This is a genomic window from Bacillus sp. MN7755 (genome assembly GCF_054771475.1).
The window spans coordinates 84,721-103,276 of record NZ_BTRL01000012.1; the positions used below are offsets into that span (position 1 = coordinate 84,721).

General features: G+C 35.9%; 16 protein-coding genes, 2 pseudogenes and 1 riboswitch. Of the genes and pseudogenes, 3 read left to right on the top strand and 15 right to left on the bottom strand.

Features of this window, described 5'->3' with window-relative positions; translation table 11 throughout:
- Nucleotides 1-192: 192 nt before the first annotated feature.
- From ACYVEC_RS12485 to spoVFB, 13 genes and pseudogenes are all read right to left on the bottom strand, one after another.
- Nucleotides 193-1,152, bottom strand: coding sequence for an ABC transporter permease (locus tag ACYVEC_RS12485; protein WP_000008857.1), 960 nt, complete (start codon nt 1,150-1,152; stop codon nt 193-195).
- Nucleotides 1,153-2,211, bottom strand: a complete 1,059-nt coding sequence (locus tag ACYVEC_RS12490; RefSeq protein WP_060631955.1) for an ABC transporter permease — start codon at nt 2,209-2,211, stop codon at nt 1,153-1,155.
- Complete coding sequence (locus tag ACYVEC_RS12495; protein WP_063221059.1) at nt 2,204-3,736, bottom strand: ABC transporter ATP-binding protein; 1,533 nt, start codon at nt 3,734-3,736, stop codon at nt 2,204-2,206. The genes ACYVEC_RS12490 and ACYVEC_RS12495 overlap by 8 nt, the downstream gene beginning before the upstream one ends.
- Nucleotides 3,737-3,853: 117 nt before the next feature.
- The gene (locus tag ACYVEC_RS12500) at nt 3,854-4,930 is read right to left on the bottom strand and encodes a BMP family lipoprotein (RefSeq protein ID WP_098554999.1); all 1,077 of its coding nucleotides are present in this window, start codon (nt 4,928-4,930) and stop codon (nt 3,854-3,856) included.
- Nucleotides 4,931-5,020: 90 nt separating this feature from the next.
- Nucleotides 5,021-5,746, bottom strand: coding sequence for a GntR family transcriptional regulator (locus tag ACYVEC_RS12505; protein ID WP_071758850.1), 726 nt, complete (start codon nt 5,744-5,746; stop codon nt 5,021-5,023).
- A 232-nt stretch (nt 5,747-5,978) separates the two neighbouring features.
- Nucleotides 5,979-6,080: riboswitch (purine riboswitch) on the bottom strand.
- A gap of 203 nt (nt 6,081-6,283) precedes the next feature.
- Entirely contained in the window at nt 6,284-8,665 is a 2,382-nt protein-coding gene (locus ACYVEC_RS12510) for a DNA translocase FtsK (RefSeq protein ID WP_063221062.1), read from the bottom strand.
- A 211-nt stretch (nt 8,666-8,876) separates the two neighbouring features.
- A complete protein-coding gene (locus tag ACYVEC_RS12515; RefSeq protein ID WP_063221063.1) occupies nt 8,877-9,080 on the bottom strand; it encodes a YlzJ-like family protein in 204 nt (67 codons plus the stop codon).
- Nucleotides 9,077-9,826, bottom strand: coding sequence for a translocation-enhancing protein TepA (tepA, locus tag ACYVEC_RS12520; protein ID WP_060631960.1), 750 nt, complete (start codon nt 9,824-9,826; stop codon nt 9,077-9,079). The genes ACYVEC_RS12515 and tepA overlap by 4 nt, the downstream gene beginning before the upstream one ends.
- A 104-nt stretch (nt 9,827-9,930) precedes the next feature.
- Nucleotides 9,931-11,601: a ribonuclease J gene (locus ACYVEC_RS12525; protein ID WP_063221064.1), complete on the bottom strand. Its 1,671-nt coding sequence runs from the start codon at nt 11,599-11,601 to the stop codon at nt 9,931-9,933.
- 775 nt (nt 11,602-12,376) lie between these two features.
- Nucleotides 12,377-13,255: a 4-hydroxy-tetrahydrodipicolinate synthase gene (gene dapA, locus ACYVEC_RS12530; RefSeq protein WP_098555000.1), complete on the bottom strand. Its 879-nt coding sequence runs from the start codon at nt 13,253-13,255 to the stop codon at nt 12,377-12,379.
- Between the two features lie 11 nt (nt 13,256-13,266).
- Complete coding sequence (gene dapG, locus ACYVEC_RS12535) at nt 13,267-14,499, bottom strand: aspartate kinase (RefSeq protein ID WP_063221065.1); 1,233 nt, start codon at nt 14,497-14,499, stop codon at nt 13,267-13,269.
- Nucleotides 14,500-14,522: 23 nt separating this feature from the next.
- Nucleotides 14,523-15,569 (bottom strand): aspartate-semialdehyde dehydrogenase, encoded by a 1,047-nt coding sequence (asd, locus tag ACYVEC_RS12540; protein ID WP_098555002.1) that lies wholly within the window; start codon nt 15,567-15,569, stop codon nt 14,523-14,525.
- 150 nt (nt 15,570-15,719) lie between these two features.
- Nucleotides 15,720-15,908, bottom strand: a pseudogene (spoVFB, locus tag ACYVEC_RS12545) (dipicolinate synthase subunit B); the annotation flags it as partial.
- Between the two features lie 654 nt (nt 15,909-16,562).
- Here spoVFB and ACYVEC_RS12550 point away from each other — a divergent pair.
- From ACYVEC_RS12550 to ACYVEC_RS12560, 3 genes and pseudogenes are all read left to right on the top strand, one after another.
- A pseudogene (locus ACYVEC_RS12550) lies at nt 16,563-16,721 on the top strand (WXG100 family type VII secretion target); the annotation flags it as partial.
- Between the two features lie 33 nt (nt 16,722-16,754).
- Nucleotides 16,755-17,012: a hypothetical protein gene (locus tag ACYVEC_RS12555; RefSeq protein ID WP_460507079.1), complete on the top strand. Its 258-nt coding sequence runs from the start codon at nt 16,755-16,757 to the stop codon at nt 17,010-17,012.
- 244 nt (nt 17,013-17,256) lie between these two features.
- The gene (locus tag ACYVEC_RS12560) at nt 17,257-17,460 is read left to right on the top strand and encodes a hypothetical protein (RefSeq protein ID WP_460506686.1); all 204 of its coding nucleotides are present in this window, start codon (nt 17,257-17,259) and stop codon (nt 17,458-17,460) included.
- Between the two features lie 29 nt (nt 17,461-17,489).
- Here ACYVEC_RS12560 and ACYVEC_RS12565 read toward each other — a convergent pair whose 3' ends face one another.
- Together ACYVEC_RS12565 and ACYVEC_RS12570 are read right to left on the bottom strand one after the other, a co-directional pair.
- A complete protein-coding gene (locus tag ACYVEC_RS12565; RefSeq protein ID WP_460506688.1) occupies nt 17,490-18,287 on the bottom strand; it encodes a GH25 family lysozyme in 798 nt (265 codons plus the stop codon).
- Nucleotides 18,287-18,514: a BhlA/UviB family holin-like peptide gene (locus ACYVEC_RS12570; RefSeq protein WP_000389069.1), complete on the bottom strand. Its 228-nt coding sequence runs from the start codon at nt 18,512-18,514 to the stop codon at nt 18,287-18,289. Before ACYVEC_RS12570 ends, ACYVEC_RS12565 begins: the two co-directional genes overlap by 1 nt.
- Nucleotides 18,515-18,556: the final 42 nt, after the last annotated feature.

The following is an 18,556-nucleotide window of genomic DNA, read 5'->3' on the forward strand; positions in this document are numbered from 1 at the left end:
CCCTCCTTTACGTATATAGGAATATTCCTCTTCAATATACAGTTTTTAGAAATGAAAAATCAACTTTTCTTCCTCACTATACTTACATTAGCCCCTTTCTAAAAACTGTAATATGTAAGGAACATAGTAAAATTCCGTATTAAATATAGTCTATGTAAAAAAGCCCGCACTAATGTGCGAGCTTTTTTATACTTATCGTTTTCCTTTTTCATAAGGAGTTCCTAATGCTTTCGGAGCTTCAGAACGACCTACAAAACCAACAAGTGCTAATATTGTGAATACATACGGTAATATTGTTAATAAAACACTCGGAATTTGATCTAATACAGGAATTGTTCCACCTGTTACACTTAATGATTGCGCAAAACCAAAGAATAGCGCTGCACCTAATGCACCTAGTGGATTCCACTTCCCAAAGATCATAGCAGCTAAAGCTAGGAAACCTTGTCCTGTAATAGTTGCCCCTGAGAAGTTATTAGAAATTGACATTGCAAAAATCGCTCCACCAATTCCAGCAAACACTCCCGATATACAAACTCCGATATAGCGCATTTTATATACGTTAATCCCCATCGTGTCCGCTGCCATTGGGTGTTCACCAACAGCACGCAATCGAAGACCGAACGGTGTTTTATAAATAACATACCAAACAACGAATGCTAAAATAATGGCAATATACGACGTTATTGGTACGTTTGAGAAGAATATTTTTCCTAAAACCGGAATATCCGAAAGGCCTGGAATGTCAATCTTTTCAATACGATACTGAATAAAGTCAGTTTGCCCTTTATCAAAAATCTTCTTAATTGCAAATACTGTTAAACCAAGAGATAAGAAGTTAATCGCTACACCACTTACAACTTGATCCGCTCGGAATGTAATAGAAGCTACCGCATGAAGTAATGCAAATAATCCACTACCAATTGCCGCAAATAATAATGCAATCCAAGGAGTCATCGTTCCCCAAGTATCACCCATTAATAAGTTTGTAACAACTCCAATAAATGCACCAAATAGCATTAGTCCTTCTAATCCTATATTTACAACACCCGATCGTTCACTAAATACACCACCTAGTGCTGTAAAAATTATAGGTGCTGATGTATATAACGTACCCGTCACAAGAATGGCTAATATATCTAAAAAGCTCATTTATTTCCCCTCCTTGCTCATGCGTGTAAGCGCCCATCTTAACACATAACTACATGCAACAAAGAAGATGATACATGCAATAATTACGTTAATAAGCTCTGATGGTACATCTGCCTCAAAGTTCATTTGAGGGGAAGCACTTTTTAAACCACCAAATAATAAAGCTGAAAGGATAATACCAAACGGATTGTTCCCTCCAAGTAAGGCTACGGCAATCCCGTCAAATCCTACTCCTGTAAACGAAGACATTGCTGTCATACTTTGGAATGTTCCTAATCCTTCCATCGCGCCACCAATTCCCGCAAATGCACCAGCAATTGTCATGGAGAATACTACATTACGAGAAACTTTCATACCTGCATATTGAGAAGCATGTTGATTAAAACCTACCGACTTTAATTCATAACCTAAAGTTGTTCGATCTAATAAGAACCACATTAAGATAGCTACTAAAATAGCCACAATAATTCCCCAGTGAAGGCGTGAACCATCAGTAATAGAAGCAAGCCAGTCTGAAGATAATGACGCACTCTCTTTAATATCGTATGTTTTATCATTACCCTCATGTAAAAAGCGCTTAATGATGTCATATGTTACATATAATGCGATATAGTTCATCATAATTGTTACAATAACCTCATTAACTTGAAACTTGCCTTTTAAATATCCAGGAATGAATCCCCATATTCCGCCCACTAATGCTGCAAATAAAATAGATAATGGAATGTGAAGAACAGCTGGTAGCGAAACTGCATAACCGAACCAAACCGCTGCAAGCCAACCAACTAACAATTGACCTTCTACTCCGATATTAAATAAACCTGTACGAAATGCAAACGCCACAGATAAGCCAGCAAGAATAAGCGGTATCATTGTACGAAGCGTTTCACCAATTGCACTTGAACTGCCGAACATTCCTGTCCAAAGTGCACTATAACCAACAATTGGGTCATAGCCACTAACTAGCATTACAATTGCTCCGACAAGTAAGCCAAAAATAACGGATAGTACTGGGACTAAAATATTTATCGTTCGTTCTGTTAAAAGTTTTTTAGCCATTTGTACCCACCTGCTCCTTCTTTGTTCCTCCAGCCATTAACAACCCAAGCTGTTGTTCATTCGTTTCTTTCGCATCAACAATTGCTACGATTTTCCCTTCATAAATAACAGCAATTCGGTCACTAACATTTAAGATTTCATCTAACTCTAGTGATAAAAGTAATACCCCTTTTCCTTTATCCCTTTGCTCTATTAATCTCTTATGAATAAATTCAATTGCTCCTACATCTAAACCGCGTGTTGGCTGTGCCGCAATTAACAAGTCCGGATCACGGTCCACTTCACGTGCAATAATTGCTTTTTGTTGATTCCCCCCAGATAAAGCGCGTGCTAACGTTTGCTCACTAGGTGTACGTACATCAAACTGTTCAATAAGCGCCTTTGCTTTTTCTGTAATTTTACTGAAATTTAAAATCCCTTTCTTTGAAAACGGATTTTTATAGTACGTTTGCAGCACTATATTATCTCTAACAGAAAAGTCAAGAACGAGACCGTGTTTATGACGATCTTCTGGAATATGACCAATTCCTTCTTCTGTTATTCTTCTAACAGGCCAATTTGTTATTTCTTTTCCTTTAATTGCAATAGAACCTGACTCAACTTTTCGTAAACCAGTAATCGCTTCTATTAATTCACTTTGTCCGTTTCCATCAATCCCTGCAATCCCAACAATTTCCCCCGCACGAACAGTTAAGTCAAGGCCTTTTACAGCAGGTAGTTGACGTGCATCGTGAACAACAAGGTTTGCAATTGAAAGTACCTCTTCTTTTGGCTTCGCGTCTATTTTTTCTGTTTTAAAATTCACTTGACGTCCGACCATTAATTCTGCAAGTTTATTTTCATTCGTATTTGCAACGTCAACCGTTCCAATCCCTTTTCCTTTACGAATAATCGTACAACGATCGCAAACTTCCATAATTTCTTTCAACTTATGTGTAATAAGAACAATAGATTTTCCTTCTTGTACAAGCTTTTTCATAATTTGAATTAGCTCATGAATTTCTTGTGGTGTTAACACAGCTGTCGGTTCATCAAATATTAAAATTTCTGCACCGCGGTAAAGAGTTTTCAAAATCTCAACACGCTGTTGCATACCAACTGAAATATCCTGTATTTTCGCATATGGATCTACAGCTAAACCGTATTGTTCAGACAATTCCTGAATTTCTTTAGCAGCTTCGTCAACAGCAATTTTCCCTTTTTTCTTCGGCTCATTTCCGAGAATAATATTCTCTGTAACTGTAAAATTATGAACAAGCATAAAGTGCTGATGAACCATTCCAATACCAAGGTCATTTGCCACATTCGGATTGGTAATGTTTACAGGCTTTCCTTTAATTTTAATTTCACCTTGTTCTGGTTGGTACAAACCAAATAGTACATTCATCAATGTGGATTTCCCTGCACCATTTTCTCCAAGTAAAGCATGTATTTCTCCTTGCTTTACTTGCAGCGTAATGTCATCATTCGCTACAATGCCTGGGAATACTTTCGTAATGTTATTCATCTCAATTACGTATTCCATTGTGTTCCTCCTTTTAACAGGGAACATTCCCTATTACACTATTAACTTATTAAGCGATTTGGAAGTTTTATACATACAAAGGTTAGTTCTATGAACTAACCTTTGCTATTTCTCTATTTATTTTTTTAGAGAAGCTTCGTATTCTTTATACTCTTTATCTGTAGCTGGTACTTTAATTTCACCGGCTGTAATTTTCTTTTCAAGCTCTTCTACTTTTGTTAAAATTTCAGGGTTAACTTTTTTCACGTTATCAGTTGTTTTGGAAATACCAATACCGTCATCTTTTAAGCCAAACTCTTCAATTTTCCCACCTTTTAAATTCCCATCTTTTGCTTCTTTAGCTACTTTTTCTACAGCTACATCAACACGTTTAATCATTGAAGTTAATGTTACATTTTCAGGCATACCTTCTTGATGTTGGTCACGGTCAACACCGATCACCCAAACATTTTCACCTTTTTTCTTACGGTTTTTCGCTTCTGTGAACACACCGTTACCTGTACCACCAGCAGCATGATAAATTACGTCTACGCCTTGACCATACATTGCTGAAGCAAGAACTGTACCTTTTTCAGGCTTATCGAATGCTTCTGCATATTCAGATACGATTTCAATGTTTGGATTTACTGCCTTTGCACCAGCTTTAAATCCATTTTCAAATTTACTAATTAAATCACTTTTCATCCCACCAACAAATCCTACTTTATTTGATTTTGTTGACATAGCTGCTACCGCACCTACAAGGAATGATCCTTCATGATCTTTAAATGTAATACTTGTTACGTTCGGTGCATCTACAACCGTATCAACGATTGCGAATTGTTGTTTTGGAGATTCTTTTGCAACTTCTTTAATTGCACCTTCTAATTTATAACCAATTCCGAAAGATAAATCATACTTATCTTTTGAAAATTTCTTTAAGTTTGGAATATAATCTGCTTCTTTTTCAGACTGTAGGTAACGATAATTTGTCTTTTCTTTTAATCCATTATCTTTACCAAACTTTTTTAATCCTTCCCAAGAAGATTGGTTGAATGATTTGTCATCAACGCCCCCAACATCTGTAACCATACCAACCTTAAACTCTTTATCTTCTTTCTTGTCACTGCTCGCCTTATCCGAGTTACCACATGCACCTAACACCGTGCTTGCTGCTAATGTTAATGATAATAAAAGACCTGTTTTTTTCTTCATACTAGAAACCCCTCCTGAAATGATTTGTCTATTTTTTTATACGCTGCTGTCCCTAACTTCTTGCTGTCACCTCCCTAAAAAGGAACTCACCTACATACGTTTTCTTAGTACGTGGAAGCTAAACTTGTCAGCTCTAAAGTAATTGATAGAATATAAGATTGGCTCATCATTTTGATCATAGTGCATTTGTTTTAATACTAGCAGTGCTGTTTCTGGCTCACATTCTAAAATCGGTGAGATTTTCGGGTGATAACCAATTGGCTCAATATGAGCAACCGCATATGTTATGCGCTTATGCGTGTTATTATGTATCACCGTTAGTAATGATTCTTCATTGTATCCCGATAAATCCGGCAATATTTCTTTTGCAAGTTTATCGATACAATATACAACAGGTTCCCCATCTGCTGTACGTACACGCTCAATCATCACTGCATTAAAACCCTCTTCACTATTAAACTTCTCTTTTTCTTCTTCTGTTAAACTTGTTGTAGATGATGATAAAAAGATAGTTCCTGGTGTTTTCCCCACACTAGAAATCATATCTGTAATACTAGAAAGTTGTTCAATTCCAGAAGAAAATAACGGCTTGGCATTTACAAATGTTCCTACACCATGTCTACGAATGACAACATTTTCTTCTTCTAAAATACGCAGCGCTTCCCTTAAAGTCGCTCTACTTACGCCAAGTTCTTTCGCTAAATCAAACTCTGATGGTAGCTTCTGCCTTTCTTTGTAAGCTCCATCTTTAATTTTTTCTTTGATGTGATCAATCACCCGTAAATATAGGTGACGACTATCGGATTTTACTGACATAAGACTCCCCCGCATTTCAATTATTCGACCTCTGATGTAAGACTTCTTTTCTCTTTTTTCAACTTACAACATAATAAAATTACTGAATACTAAAAATAATCATAATTGTCGAATAAATATTAATAATTTTTTAAGATGAAATTTTCACTCTTTACTGCATAAAAAAAACTTTGCACCATAAACATTCCTCATTTCGAGAAAAAGTTCGGCACAAAGATCGCTTACATCCTTTGTTACACACTTTTCCCCTCATAGTCCAGCAATTCATGGTTGCCAGGTAGAAACTTATGGACCTTATCTCCAAGATTATATGAGGCAGTGATTCTTTTCGAAGTAATCTTACCACTTGCTCCCATACGTGTCAACAAAATTTAACATTTTTCTACATTAAATATCGAACGTTCATAAAAAACCACACCAAAGTATTCGTATTCTAAAGAATCACTTTAAATGTAAGCCCTTTCTTTATCACTGAATATAGTATATAACAAAACCAGCATATAAAAAAGCCTAATTGTAAAAACAATTAGGCTTTTTTTATGAACTTTTTTCTTGTACATCATTAATGAGCACTTCTCGTGGTTTACTACCTTCATACGGACCTACTACACCATTCATTTCCATTGCATCAATTAAACGGGCAGCCCGCGTATAACCAACTCTAAACCTACGTTGCAACATAGAAACAGATGCTGTTTGCATTTCCACTACGAGCTGAACTGCTTCATCATATAAATCATCTTCTACTTCCTGCTTTGTATCAGGAACATCTTGCGGAATCATATCTTCTTGATATTGCGCTTTTTGCTGGCCAATAACATATTCTACAACTCTCTCAACTTCATCATCTGATAAAAACGCACCTTGTACACGTACAGGCTTCGATGCACCAATTGGTATAAACAGCATATCTCCACGACCTAGTAGCTTCTCTGCACCACCGCCGTCAAGAATTGTACGAGAATCTGTTTGAGAAGATACAGCGAATGCAATACGTGATGGAATATTCGCTTTAATAACTCCCGTAATAACATCAACTGATGGACGCTGCGTTGCAATAATTAAATGAATACCAGCAGCACGAGCCATTTGCGCTAGACGCATAATCGCATCCTCTACATCAGACGAAGCAACCATCATTAAATCTGCTAACTCATCTACAATTACTACAATATACGGTAATTCCGGTTGTTTCGCTTCTGATTGACTATTATGTTCTTTAATATAGTCATTATACCCTTCAATATTACGTGTACCACTATGAGCAAATAGTTCATAACGACGTTCCATCTCACTCACAACTTTTTTCAATGCTTGTGATGCTTTTTTCGGATCAGTTACAACTGGCGTTAACAAATGAGGTACACCGTTATATACATTTAACTCTACCATTTTCGGATCAATCATCATTAATTTTACTTCATGTGGTTTTGCACGCATTAAAATACTAACAATAATACCGTTAATACATACACTCTTCCCACTACCTGTCGCACCAGCTACAAGCAAATGGGGCATTTTATTTAATCGAGCTAATACAGCTTCACCTGTAATATCTCGTCCAAGACCAATTAACAACTTCTCTTCCGGATGATTATTAGCCTTAGAATCAAGAACTTCCCTTAGTGTTACCATAGAAACTTCTGAGTTCGGAACTTCAATCCCTACAGCTGATTTCCCGGGAATTGGAGCTTCAATACGAATGTCCTTTGCAGCTAAAGCAAGCGCTAAATCATCACTTAAACTGACAATTTTACTTACTTTTACCCCCATATCAGGGTACACCTCATACTTCGTAACTGCAGGACCTCTATGTACTTTTGTTACTTTCGCTTTCACACCAAAACTTTGGAATGTACGTTCTAATTTACGAGCGTTCTCATAAATTTCCGCATTTTCATTTGTAACTTGTTTATTCTTTGGAAATTTCAATATATCAAGTGCAGGAAGCTTGTAATCTTTATTTTCTACATTTGAAAATTGCATAGGAGGCGCTTGTGTTTCCCCCTCTAGCGATTCAACGATTTTTTCTCCACGCTTTTTCTTCGGCTCTTCAATTGGCGGAGCCTCTTCGATAGACGGTGAAGTGATTAACTCTTCTTGCTCTACTTCAATTCGTTTATCCTCTTCTTCATTTACAGGATAATTCTCAGTGAAATTTGAAATAATTGGAGGATCAATTGAGATTTCTTCCATCGGCTCAATAATTTCTTCTTGTTCTGCAGCACGTTTGCTCCTTGTGCTTCTTGTTGTTTTTTTCTTTTCTGTTTGTTCAGCCGTTCTTTTGGCTCTCCAATCTTTATAATCCCCTTGCATCACTTGAAATTGACTTCTAAGAATTCTACCAACTGGAGCTAACACTTCTCCAATATGCTTATTTGTTATACAAAGTATACCGAGAATAACTAAAATAATACCAATGATATAAGCTCCTACTTCGTCAAATAAGAAGTAACATGTAGCAAACATAAGCGCACCAAACATGCCACCACCTAAATGAACACTATCTGGTCCTTTTTTCATTTCAAGAAAGAAATTATCTTTCGTACTCACAATAACAGAAGTATTTTGCACTGCCCCGTCTTTCGTAAGAAGGTTAAATAATGTAATATGGCTAAACATTAATATCGCCAATACTATTAAATAAAAACCGATTAACCGTTTATTTAATAGATTCGGCCATCCACGTTTTATAACGAACGAAACGGATAAAGCTATTACACCTAACACACCAATTATGTACCACTCACCAAAGAAGAAGCGAAAAAATAACACAAACGATTTCCCTACAACACCTAGCTGTAAAATCGTAATGATTGAAAGTGCAAAAAGAGTTAAACCGACGATTTCATAATACAAAGTTGGCTTTATCGTACGTCTTGCCTTTGCCTTCGTCCCTCTTTGCTTTTGTTTTGCCATTTCTTCACCTCGTGTTCTACATATAAGTAAAGCCCCCTAAAAAACTCCACCTATATGTCCGTTTTCTCTATTTTTTCAGGTCTTTATATCTTCTATTTTTACACTTCTTGTAAAATGTTAAATAAACAGAAGAAAGCAGCCCTCTCATGGCTGCTCAACCGTCTTGTTTTTTATATTATACCATAGCTTCTACACAAAATCCTTCTTTTTGCTAAAAGGTTATTTGCTGGCCAGGCTCAAACTCTAAGTAGTGAAGCGGGTCCGTACTTAACACCCGCACAATCGAATAACTCCCACGTTCTTCTTCAGAAACCATTAATTCAACACCGTTTATATTTACGATTTTTTGACTTTCACATTGTGAATAATCGGCTGGATACACGAGTTGCTCTGGCATAATTGTATATAAAATCATTGTAACATTGTCCCTTCTGCACTATCATTCCCGCGAGCATCTATTAATTCGTTTAATTTTCGAATCGCATTTCCAATACCACCGACATCATCTATAAGACCATACTTCACTGCATCTCCACCAATTACATTCGTACCAATATCTCGCGTTAGATTCCCTTTCGCAAACATAAGCTCTTTAAAACGATCTTCCGTCACTTTCGAATGCTTCGTCACAAATCGAATGACTCTTTCTTGCATTTTATCTAAATACTCAAATGTTTGCGGTACACCTATAACAAGACCTGTTAGACGAATAGGATGAATTGTCATCGTCGCAGTTTCTGCAATAAATGAATAGTCCGTAGAAACGGCTATTGGTACCCCGATAGAATGCCCTCCACCCAGAACAAGTGATACCGTTGGCTTTGAAAGCGAAGCGACCATCTCAGAAATTGCTAGCCCTGCTTCAACGTCACCTCCGACCGTGTTTAATATTAAAAGCAATCCTTCAATTTTCGGATTTTGTTCTATCGCAACAATTTGCGGAATAATATGCTCATATTTTGTTGTTTTATTTTGCGGCGGCAACTGAACATGACCTTCCACCTGTCCAATGATTGTTAAACAATGAATACGCGATTCATTCATTTGTGGTACATTCGTTTGTCCAAGCTGTTGAATTTTTTCCACTAATGAAGCTTCTTTCCCACCTTCTTTCGGCTCAGCCTCTTTCTCTTCATTTGTATAACGATCACGTTCTGTCATATCGCATCCCCTTTCACTCGTATATAACTATTATTTCTTAAGTTATAAATTTCATTCGATAGAGTGAAAAAAGAAAAAAAGATCACCCGTAAAGGTGACCTTTTTTATACTTCCATAATAATCGGTAAAATCATAGGCTTTCTCTTCGTCTCTTCGTACAAGAATTGCCCTAATAATTCACGAATATTTTGTTTTAACATAGACCATTCAATTGAATATTCTTTAATTGATTGCTCAACAATCATACGTACAATCTCTGTAGATCTGTCAATTAACGCTTCTGATTCACGAACATATACAAAGCCACGTGAAATGATTTCTGGACCAGAGATAATTTTCTTTTCATCTTTACCAAGTGTTACAACAACTACTAATATTCCATCTTGAGATAACATTTTTCTATCTCGAAGAACGATATTACCAACGTCACCTACACCTAGTCCATCAATTAAAACATTACCAGCTTGCACTTTGCCAACTAAGTTTGCTTCATCGTCACCAAAAGCAATTACATCGCCTTTTTCTACGATAAAGATATTTTCTCTTGCAATACCTACATCTTCAGCTAAATATGCATGTGCTTTTTGCATACGAAACTCACCATGTACGGGTACAAAATATTTCGGTTTCATTAAATTTAACATTAGTTTTAATTCTTCTTGGCTACCGTGACCTGAAACGTGAACTTTTCTTTCACCGTAATAAACAACCTCAGCTCCAGCTCTAAATAACAAGTCAATAATTTTCGATACAGATATTTCATTACCCGGAATTGGAGAAGCCGCAATAATAACCGTATCACCTTTACGAATTGAAATTTGTTTATGAGCTTGCTTTGCCATTCTAGAAAGGGCTGCCATCGGTTCACCTTGGCTACCTGTCGTTAAAATAGCTACCTTTTTCTCTGGGAAATTGTCTACTTCTTGTAGTGAAATAACCATACCCTCTGGAACATCTAAATAACCAAGACGTCTTGCGATATCTACCACTTTCACCATACTACGTCCTACAACCGCTACTTTTCGTCCTGTTTCAGCAGCTGCATCAAATACTTGTTGAATACGATGTACATTCGATGCAAATGAAGCAACAATAATACGTCCTTCTGCTCCGTAGAACACTTTAGAAATTTCTACACCAACTTCTTTTTCAGAACCTGTATAGCCTGGACGCTCAGCATTTGTACTATCAGATAGTAAGCATAGTACGCCTTCATTTCCGATTTGCGCCATTTTTCCAAGGTCCGCTCCATTATTTCCAATTGGAGTTTGATCGAATTTAAAGTCTCCCGTATATACGATAGCACCTTTTGATGTATGGAAACAAACACCAACAGAATCTGGAATACTATGTGTCGTTCCAAAGAATGACACCGTTGTAGTATTAAACTCTACTGTTGAATTTGAATCGATTGTTTTTAAGTCTACGCGGCCTAACATACCCGCTTCGCCAAGTTTTTCTTGTATAAGCCCTACTGTTAATTTCGTTGCATACACTGGAATAGATAATTTACGAAGTACGTAAACAATACCACCAATATGATCTTCATGACCGTGAGTAATAAATAAACCTTTTACTCGCTCTTGATTTTCCACTAAATATGTAATATCAGGAATAACGATATCAATTCCAAACATTTCATCTCCCGGGAACATTAATCCTGCATCTACAATAAAGATTTCAGAATCAATTTCAACACAGTACATGTTTTTCCCGATTTCACCTACTCCACCAAGAGCAAATACTTTAACAGACTCATTCTCTTTTCTCTTCATGTTGTTGCCTGGTTTAAAAATCTTTCAAACACTGATTTCACTAAAATTGCAGAGACACCAGGGGAAACTCTACAACCACCATATATTCACCGTCCAAGACGAATGTCCTTACCGTTATGCGATATCATGTCCTTGTTTATTTTTTAAACCAGGTTTCACCTCTCTTTCATTATATAAATCAAATATCTTATTCGATATGATATGAAAATGTAATCAAATTATAATTTTTTACCAATTTTGCTAAGCATACCCGTACTAAGCTACTTAGCCATATTATACCTGATACAAGAAATAGAACACAAGTTAAATCGTGCGAAAGAAAAAGTAAAAGAACGGAATTACAACAAAAGTATCAAACATATTTCCTTTATGTTTACTTCGATTTTATACTTCATATTATTTTGAAGAAATATCCATAAATACTAAATTAATTTCATAATATGGATTTTCAAGACTTATTTTTCTAGAATCGAACAAAAACACTTACAAAATGTAGTTTTTGTTCGATTCCCGTCACATTTGAGGCAATTTCTGCAATAAACAAAATCGATAGTTTATTACGTTTATACAAATGTTTATTCTAAAATAACTATGATTTTTTGCTTCCTTTAAAGGGGTACGATTATTTTCTTATACATGTTGCAATATATAATGAAGAAGCGGCTAAACAGGTGCATAATATAGATTTTATAAGAAGACATATAGATGAGAATAGAGAGGAAAAGATTTTCATACCAATAAAAAATGACCTAGTTCTACACTAGGTCATTTTTTATTAACGAGGGATAGATTGCATAACGGATTGTAACGTTACTCTTTCTTCTTCTGTTAATGGAAGAAGCGGTAAACGTACAGAACCTACATCTAATCCAACCATTTGTAACGCTGTTTTTACTGGAGTTGGGCTTGGCGCCATAAATAATGAATCCGTTACTCTTACAAGTAATTGATGTAATTTTTGCGCCTTCTTAAATTCTCCTGCTTGGAATGCCGCAATCATTTCTTGCATTTCATTTCCGATAACATGAGATGCTACAGAAACGATACCTTTCGCTCCAACTGCTATAGCTGGTAACGTTAAACCATCATCACCGCTGTATACTGCAAAGTCGTCCGCTGTTTTTTCAATGATTTCTGTCATTGTTAACACATCGCCGCCTGCATCCTTAATCGCAACAATGTTTTCTATTTCTGATAAACGAACAACTGTATCAACGGAGATTTGTACAATAGATCGTCCTGGAACGTTATATAGCATAACCGGAAGCGGCGTGCTTTCAGCAATTGCTTTAAAGTGCTGATACATTCCTTCTTGGCTCGGTTTGTTATAATACGGTGCTACTAGCATTACTGCATCAACACCAACCTCTGTTGCCTTTTTAGTTAAGTCAATAGAAGCATGCGTATTATTGCTACCTGTTCCAGCGATTACGGGCACCCTTTTATCGACAACAGATACGACATGGCGATATAACGCTACCTTTTCTTCTGAAGTTAATGTAGGAGATTCTCCTGTCGTTCCTCCTACCACGATTGCTGTTGTACCGTTATCTATTAAATAATTTACCAATTTCGTTGTCTTTGCAAAATCGATATTTCCGTTTATATCAAACGGTGTTACCATCGCGGTTGCAATTGTCCCAAAATCTATCATGGTCTCACTCCTTATTGTTCCAGTTGCTTTTCTTTTGAAAGCTCAAACGCACTATGTAATGCATTTACAGCTTCCACTAAATCAGTTTCTTTTACAAGAACCCAAATTGTCGTATGGCTATCTGCAGATTGCAGAATTTGAACACCTTTTTCCGCTAAAGCTGTAACGATTTTCGCAGTAACCCCTGGGTATCCTGCCATTCCAGCTCCTACAATAGATACTTTTGCACAATGCTCTGTCACAATTGGCTCATATCCAAGGTTCTGTAATAATTCAACTGCACGATTTGATACATTATCACTCACCGTATAAGCTACCCCAGTAGGTGAAATGTTAATTAAATCGACACTTATTCCTTCATTCGCCATTTCTTTAAACACATGCTGCTGCAAATCAAATGCTGTTTCTTTTGCAAGCACTTTAATTTGCGTTACGTTTGATACGTGAGCAATACCTGTAACCGGGCGTTCTTCTACATCACGGCCTTTTGTAGCACCGTCAGATGCTGAAATAAGCGTACCTTCACTATCAGAATACGTAGAACGTACACGAAGCGGTACTTTAGCATGCATCGCAATTTCCACTGCACGTGGATGAACAACTTTTGCACCTTGATATGCCATGTTACAGATTTCGTTATACGTTACTGTTTGAAGATGACGTGCATCTTTTACGATACGAGGATCCGCAGTCATAACACCTTCTACATCTGTAAAGATATCGATATATTCAGCATGAAGCGCAACACCTAAAGCTGAAGCTGAAGTATCGCTACCTCCGCGTCCAAGTGTTGTCGTATCACCTTTTTTCGTTTGCCCTTGGAATCCTGTAACGACGATTACATCTACATTTTCTAACTCTTCATGTATACGATCGCAATTCATTTCAATAATCTTAGCATTCGTAAAATCAGCATTTGTTACAAAACCAGCTTGTGCACCATTGAACGCTGCCGCTTTTATACCGTTCTCATTTAACATATTAGAGAAGACGATTGCTGAGATTAATTCTCCGCATGATAATAATAAATCTTGCTCACGATTAGAAATGTGAGATTCCTCTTGATTTACAAGACTTAACAAAGTATCAGTTGCATATGGTTCACCTTTACGGCCCATAGCAGATACGACAGTAACTACTTTATAACCCGCATCTAGCGATTTTTTTATATGATGAAGCGCATGCTTACGTCCATTTTCATCACGTACGGATGTGCCACCAAATTTTTGAACAATAATTTTCATATTTTGCACCTTCTCTTAGCCGTTTACACTAATTGTAATTTTACTAAGCGCTCTGCAATTTGAACAGAATTCCATGCAGCGCCTTTTAATAAGTTATCAGATACGACCCAAAGATGGAATCCTTTATCGTTATTTAAATCTTTACGGATTCTTCCAACGAATACTTCGTTTTTACCTACTGCAGTAGCTGGCATTGGATATAACTGCTCTGCTGGGTTATCTTGCAGAACGATACCTTCCGCATTTGCAAGTAAGCTCCTTAATTCTTCTACTGTTACGCCTTCTTTTTCTACTTCGATGTAAACAGACTCAGAGTGACCTGATACAACTGGTAAACGTACACATGTTGCCGCTACTTCTAATTCAGGCATATGCATAATTTTTTTCGTTTCATTAATCATTTTCATTTCTTCAAACGTAAATCCATTATCTTGGAACTTATCAATCTGCGGAATCGCGTTGAAAGCAATTTGGAAATGTTTCTTATCACCTGATACAGGTAAAACATTCGCCTTCACTTCTTCGCCATTTAAGATTGCTTGTGATTGTTCATGAAGTTCTTCAATCGCTGCCGCACCAGCACCTGATACAGCTTGATATGTGGAAACGATTACTCGTTTTAAACCATATTGCTGACGAACTGGCTCAAGAGCTACTACCATTTGAATTGTAGAACAGTTTGGATTTGCAATGATACCATTATGTTCTTTTAAGTCGTTTTCATTTACTTCAGGTACAACAAGTGGCACGTTTTCTGTCATACGGAATGCACTTGTATTATCAACAACAATCGCACCGCGCTTTGCTGCTTCTGGCGCTAATTGTTTTGATACAGATCCACCAGCACTAAATAGTGCGATATCTACTCCTTCAAAACTTTCAGGAGTTGCCTCTTGAACTGTAAATTCTTCGCCTTTAAATACAAGTTTCTTACCTGCAGATCGTTTAGATGAAAGTAACGTTAACTTCCCGATTGGAAATTCTCGTTTCTCTAAAGTATTTAACATTTGTTCACCAACTGCGCCGGTTGCTCCAACTACAGCGACATGAAAAGTTTTTTGCTTTTCCATCACTATGCCCCTTTCTAGATACCAATCCTTCTATAACTTAGAATCAGAAGGAGTATAGAATACCCCTTCTAATCTTAATAACGTTAATTTTATCATATTCTACAGTAAGAATGATGGTTTCATCAAAAATTGTCCGTTTTTTTTCGTTTTTTAATTCATATATCTGAATTTTTCTACGACAACCGGTTGCAATTGCTTACCTTGCAGCGCTTCTAATACTGTATCTTCCAGTAACTCCATACGAGCTACCATCGAGTTTGGTTTTTTCTCTGGTGCATCTTGACCGAATGGGACGAAATAGATGTTTTTTGTCGCCATTAGGCGCATCAGGTTGACGCCAACAGGGTAATGACAATATAAATATTTCTTTTTTCTTCTATTATATGTCCCTTTTGCGGACTGTAAATTTATTTTTATTTCCAAGTATGTATATCCTATTCTTCATTAATACAATAAATGAATTCCACTGTAAAGATAGGAAATTTGTATATCTAATATTTATAATACTTTTACGGTACAATATGTTAATTAATTACAATAATTCCTAAAAGGAGCATATACAATGAAAGCAAAGAAACAGAAGTGAAAAGAATTTCAAATTTATAAGGTATGAAAGTAGGGACATTACTGTGAAGGTTATGGGATCTATTTTCAGCATATGTCGTTTGTTGAGTAAAATCATAAATATAATATTAAAGACATTATCTAATAAGTAAATTTTAAATCTCATAAAAATAAAAATCCCCTTTCTGCATACGGATGCAAAAGGGGATTTTTTTCAAATTATTCTATTCGTTCTACAGACAGTACTCATAGATAAATAAGAAACGGTGTATATTTACACTAACATTTATAAATATGAAAATCAATATATAATTATCTACTTATAGAACCAGATAACGATTTTTAGTTTATATAAATGTCCCTTAATATAATCTGAAATTTACATTTTTTCTTTTTATTTCATAATTTTAATTGGGAAAGGGGGGAAAAATGGTTCAAATCAAAGTGACACCTGAACTGCTAGACGAAGTTGCAAATCTTGCAAGTAATACCAGAATCGCATTAGAATCTATACATAATAATTTACGTAATGAAATTAACTATTTGTGTTTTCAGCGGATTGGTGCCTCTAATCAACAGTTCATTCAATAGATAAAAAATAAACAGAAGAGGAGATAAATTATAGCGATTCATATCACAATGAATAAAGAATTTGAAGATGAGGAAATAGTTGTATATCAATTTTATCCCTCAGAATATCCAGATAAAATCGGAAAAATGTATTTTCATAAAAAAGAGCAAATGTTTCATGAAATAGATCCAGTTCTGGTAAAATCAGCTGCAACAAGTGAGCATTACTTTCATTGTGCATGTAGTAGATTAATAAAATGTATCAAGAGTGGTGGGGAATTTTTGGAGGAAATGACATACGGAGTATAGCAAAACAAACGAGCATATAACAAAGCCGTCCAATTAATGATATGATCCCCTATAGTAGACAGAAAAAAGAAAGCTTTATATCCTGTCTATTATAAGGGGGATCATATCACTGGATGTTTTTTTAGTTGGAGAGTGATTTTTGCAAGGGTATTTATATTAATAAATTATAATATTGTAATTGGATTTTTGTAAAATTTTTCATAAAATATAATTATATTATGTAACAAATCTGGGGGTCTGTATTATGTCTGTAGTTAATTATGAGAATGAAATTCGTACAATTTTGACGGAAGTAAAGAACTCATTTAAAAATAAGAACATTTATGATTATGATCTTTATGAATTATATTGTGAGATTGAACAAGATTTTAAGTCTATAGAGAATGGAAATATATCCGAAGAATTACTTATTAAGTTACATAATAGAACATTAGAATTATTAAAATAAAGCCGGCTCAATTAAGAGCCGGTATTTTTTTATTTAACTTCATACCACCAATCTCTACGATCAAGGTACTCTTTCATTGCATTTAATTGTGTATCCGATGTTGAATCAGAAATAAAGTATGCTTGTCCATTCGGTTGTAAAATGAAATTAGCTGTCATTTTTAGAGATGTTAATGCTCCCATCACATCTCCAACATAATCCCTTGAAAAGGCCCCTGATTGAATGATGTTTTGTGTAGGTACTTGTACAGGCTCTTTTGTTACCGCTTCAGTAAACCAAGACAGTGACCTATTTCCTATAAGTGAATTTAGGTCACATTTCCCGATACCAGGTACATTTCCTGTTTCAGTGTACTGCCAAATATCGCAAGGATATGCTGGCTTATGACGACCATATCGTGGAATCCATACAAAGTCACAATTCACATTAGCCATCTCGAATGGAGCATACATATGATGACCGACATATAAACCAACTTTCTTAACTCCTAATTGATATAACTCCTCGATAAACGCTTGTGTACCGGCTCTCATATCCTCCATTGTTTTCACTTCTACATCCGCCACCCAAACCGTAGCGTTTTTATCACCGCGGTTCCAAAAGTCTTGCGCTTCTTTCTTTGCATCAGCGATTGAAACAAAACGGCAAAAAGCATAGTTACCAAATGGAATTCTATACTGCTTCATCGCTTGTACATATCCTTTATACAATGGATCTACATAATTTGAACCATCTTGTACACGAGCAATAACAAAGTCTAAATACTGTTTTGCTACATGCCAGTTAATATCACCATTCCACTTTGAAATATCTACAATGTGTCCCATTATTGAACATCTCCTTCAAATAGTTTTTGTTTAATTTCTGTTACATCTTTAGAAATAGATCCAAAGGCCTTGGCCTGCTCTTCAATAACTTGTTGGTTTCTATCGATTACTTGTTGATACTTTTCTTCCCGCTGTTCATTCTTTTTTTGTGTAGTAAAAAGCATCCACACAAATAATGCTGCGAATGCTCCTTGCTGAATAACTGAATTAAAAATTGCATCCTCCACTTTTTCATCTCCTTTATACAAAATAAAAAGAGAAGCGAAATC

Coding starts and splice junctions, on each gene's coding strand:
- ACYVEC_RS12485 (WP_000008857.1), bottom strand. CDS start 1,152: ATGAGCTTTTTAGATATATTAGCCATTCTTGTGACGGGTACGTTATAT.
- ACYVEC_RS12490 (WP_060631955.1), bottom strand. CDS start 2,211: ATGGCTAAAAAACTTTTAACAGAACGAACGATAAATATTTTAGTCCCA.
- ACYVEC_RS12495 (WP_063221059.1), bottom strand. CDS start 3,736: ATGGAATACGTAATTGAGATGAATAACATTACGAAAGTATTCCCAGGC.
- ACYVEC_RS12500 (WP_098554999.1), bottom strand. CDS start 4,930: ATGAAGAAAAAAACAGGTCTTTTATTATCATTAACATTAGCAGCAAGC.
- ACYVEC_RS12505 (WP_071758850.1), bottom strand. CDS start 5,746: ATGTCAGTAAAATCCGATAGTCGTCACCTATATTTACGGGTGATTGAT.
- ACYVEC_RS12510 (WP_063221062.1), bottom strand. CDS start 8,665: ATGGCAAAACAAAAGCAAAGAGGGACGAAGGCAAAGGCAAGACGTACG.
- ACYVEC_RS12515 (WP_063221063.1), bottom strand. CDS start 9,080: ATGATTTTATATACAATTATGCCAGAGCAACTCGTGTATCCAGCCGAT.
- tepA (WP_060631960.1), bottom strand. CDS start 9,826: ATGACAGAACGTGATCGTTATACAAATGAAGAGAAAGAGGCTGAGCCG.
- ACYVEC_RS12525 (WP_063221064.1), bottom strand. CDS start 11,601: ATGAAGAGAAAAGAGAATGAGTCTGTTAAAGTATTTGCTCTTGGTGGA.
- dapA (WP_098555000.1), bottom strand. CDS start 13,255: ATGATAGATTTTGGGACAATTGCAACCGCGATGGTAACACCGTTTGAT.
- dapG (WP_063221065.1), bottom strand. CDS start 14,499: ATGAAAATTATTGTTCAAAAATTTGGTGGCACATCCGTACGTGATGAA.
- asd (WP_098555002.1), bottom strand. CDS start 15,569: ATGGAAAAGCAAAAAACTTTTCATGTCGCTGTAGTTGGAGCAACCGGC.
- ACYVEC_RS12560 (WP_460506686.1), top strand. CDS start 17,257: ATGTCTGTAGTTAATTATGAGAATGAAATTCGTACAATTTTGACGGAA.
- ACYVEC_RS12565 (WP_460506688.1), bottom strand. CDS start 18,287: ATGGGACACATTGTAGATATTTCAAAGTGGAATGGTGATATTAACTGG.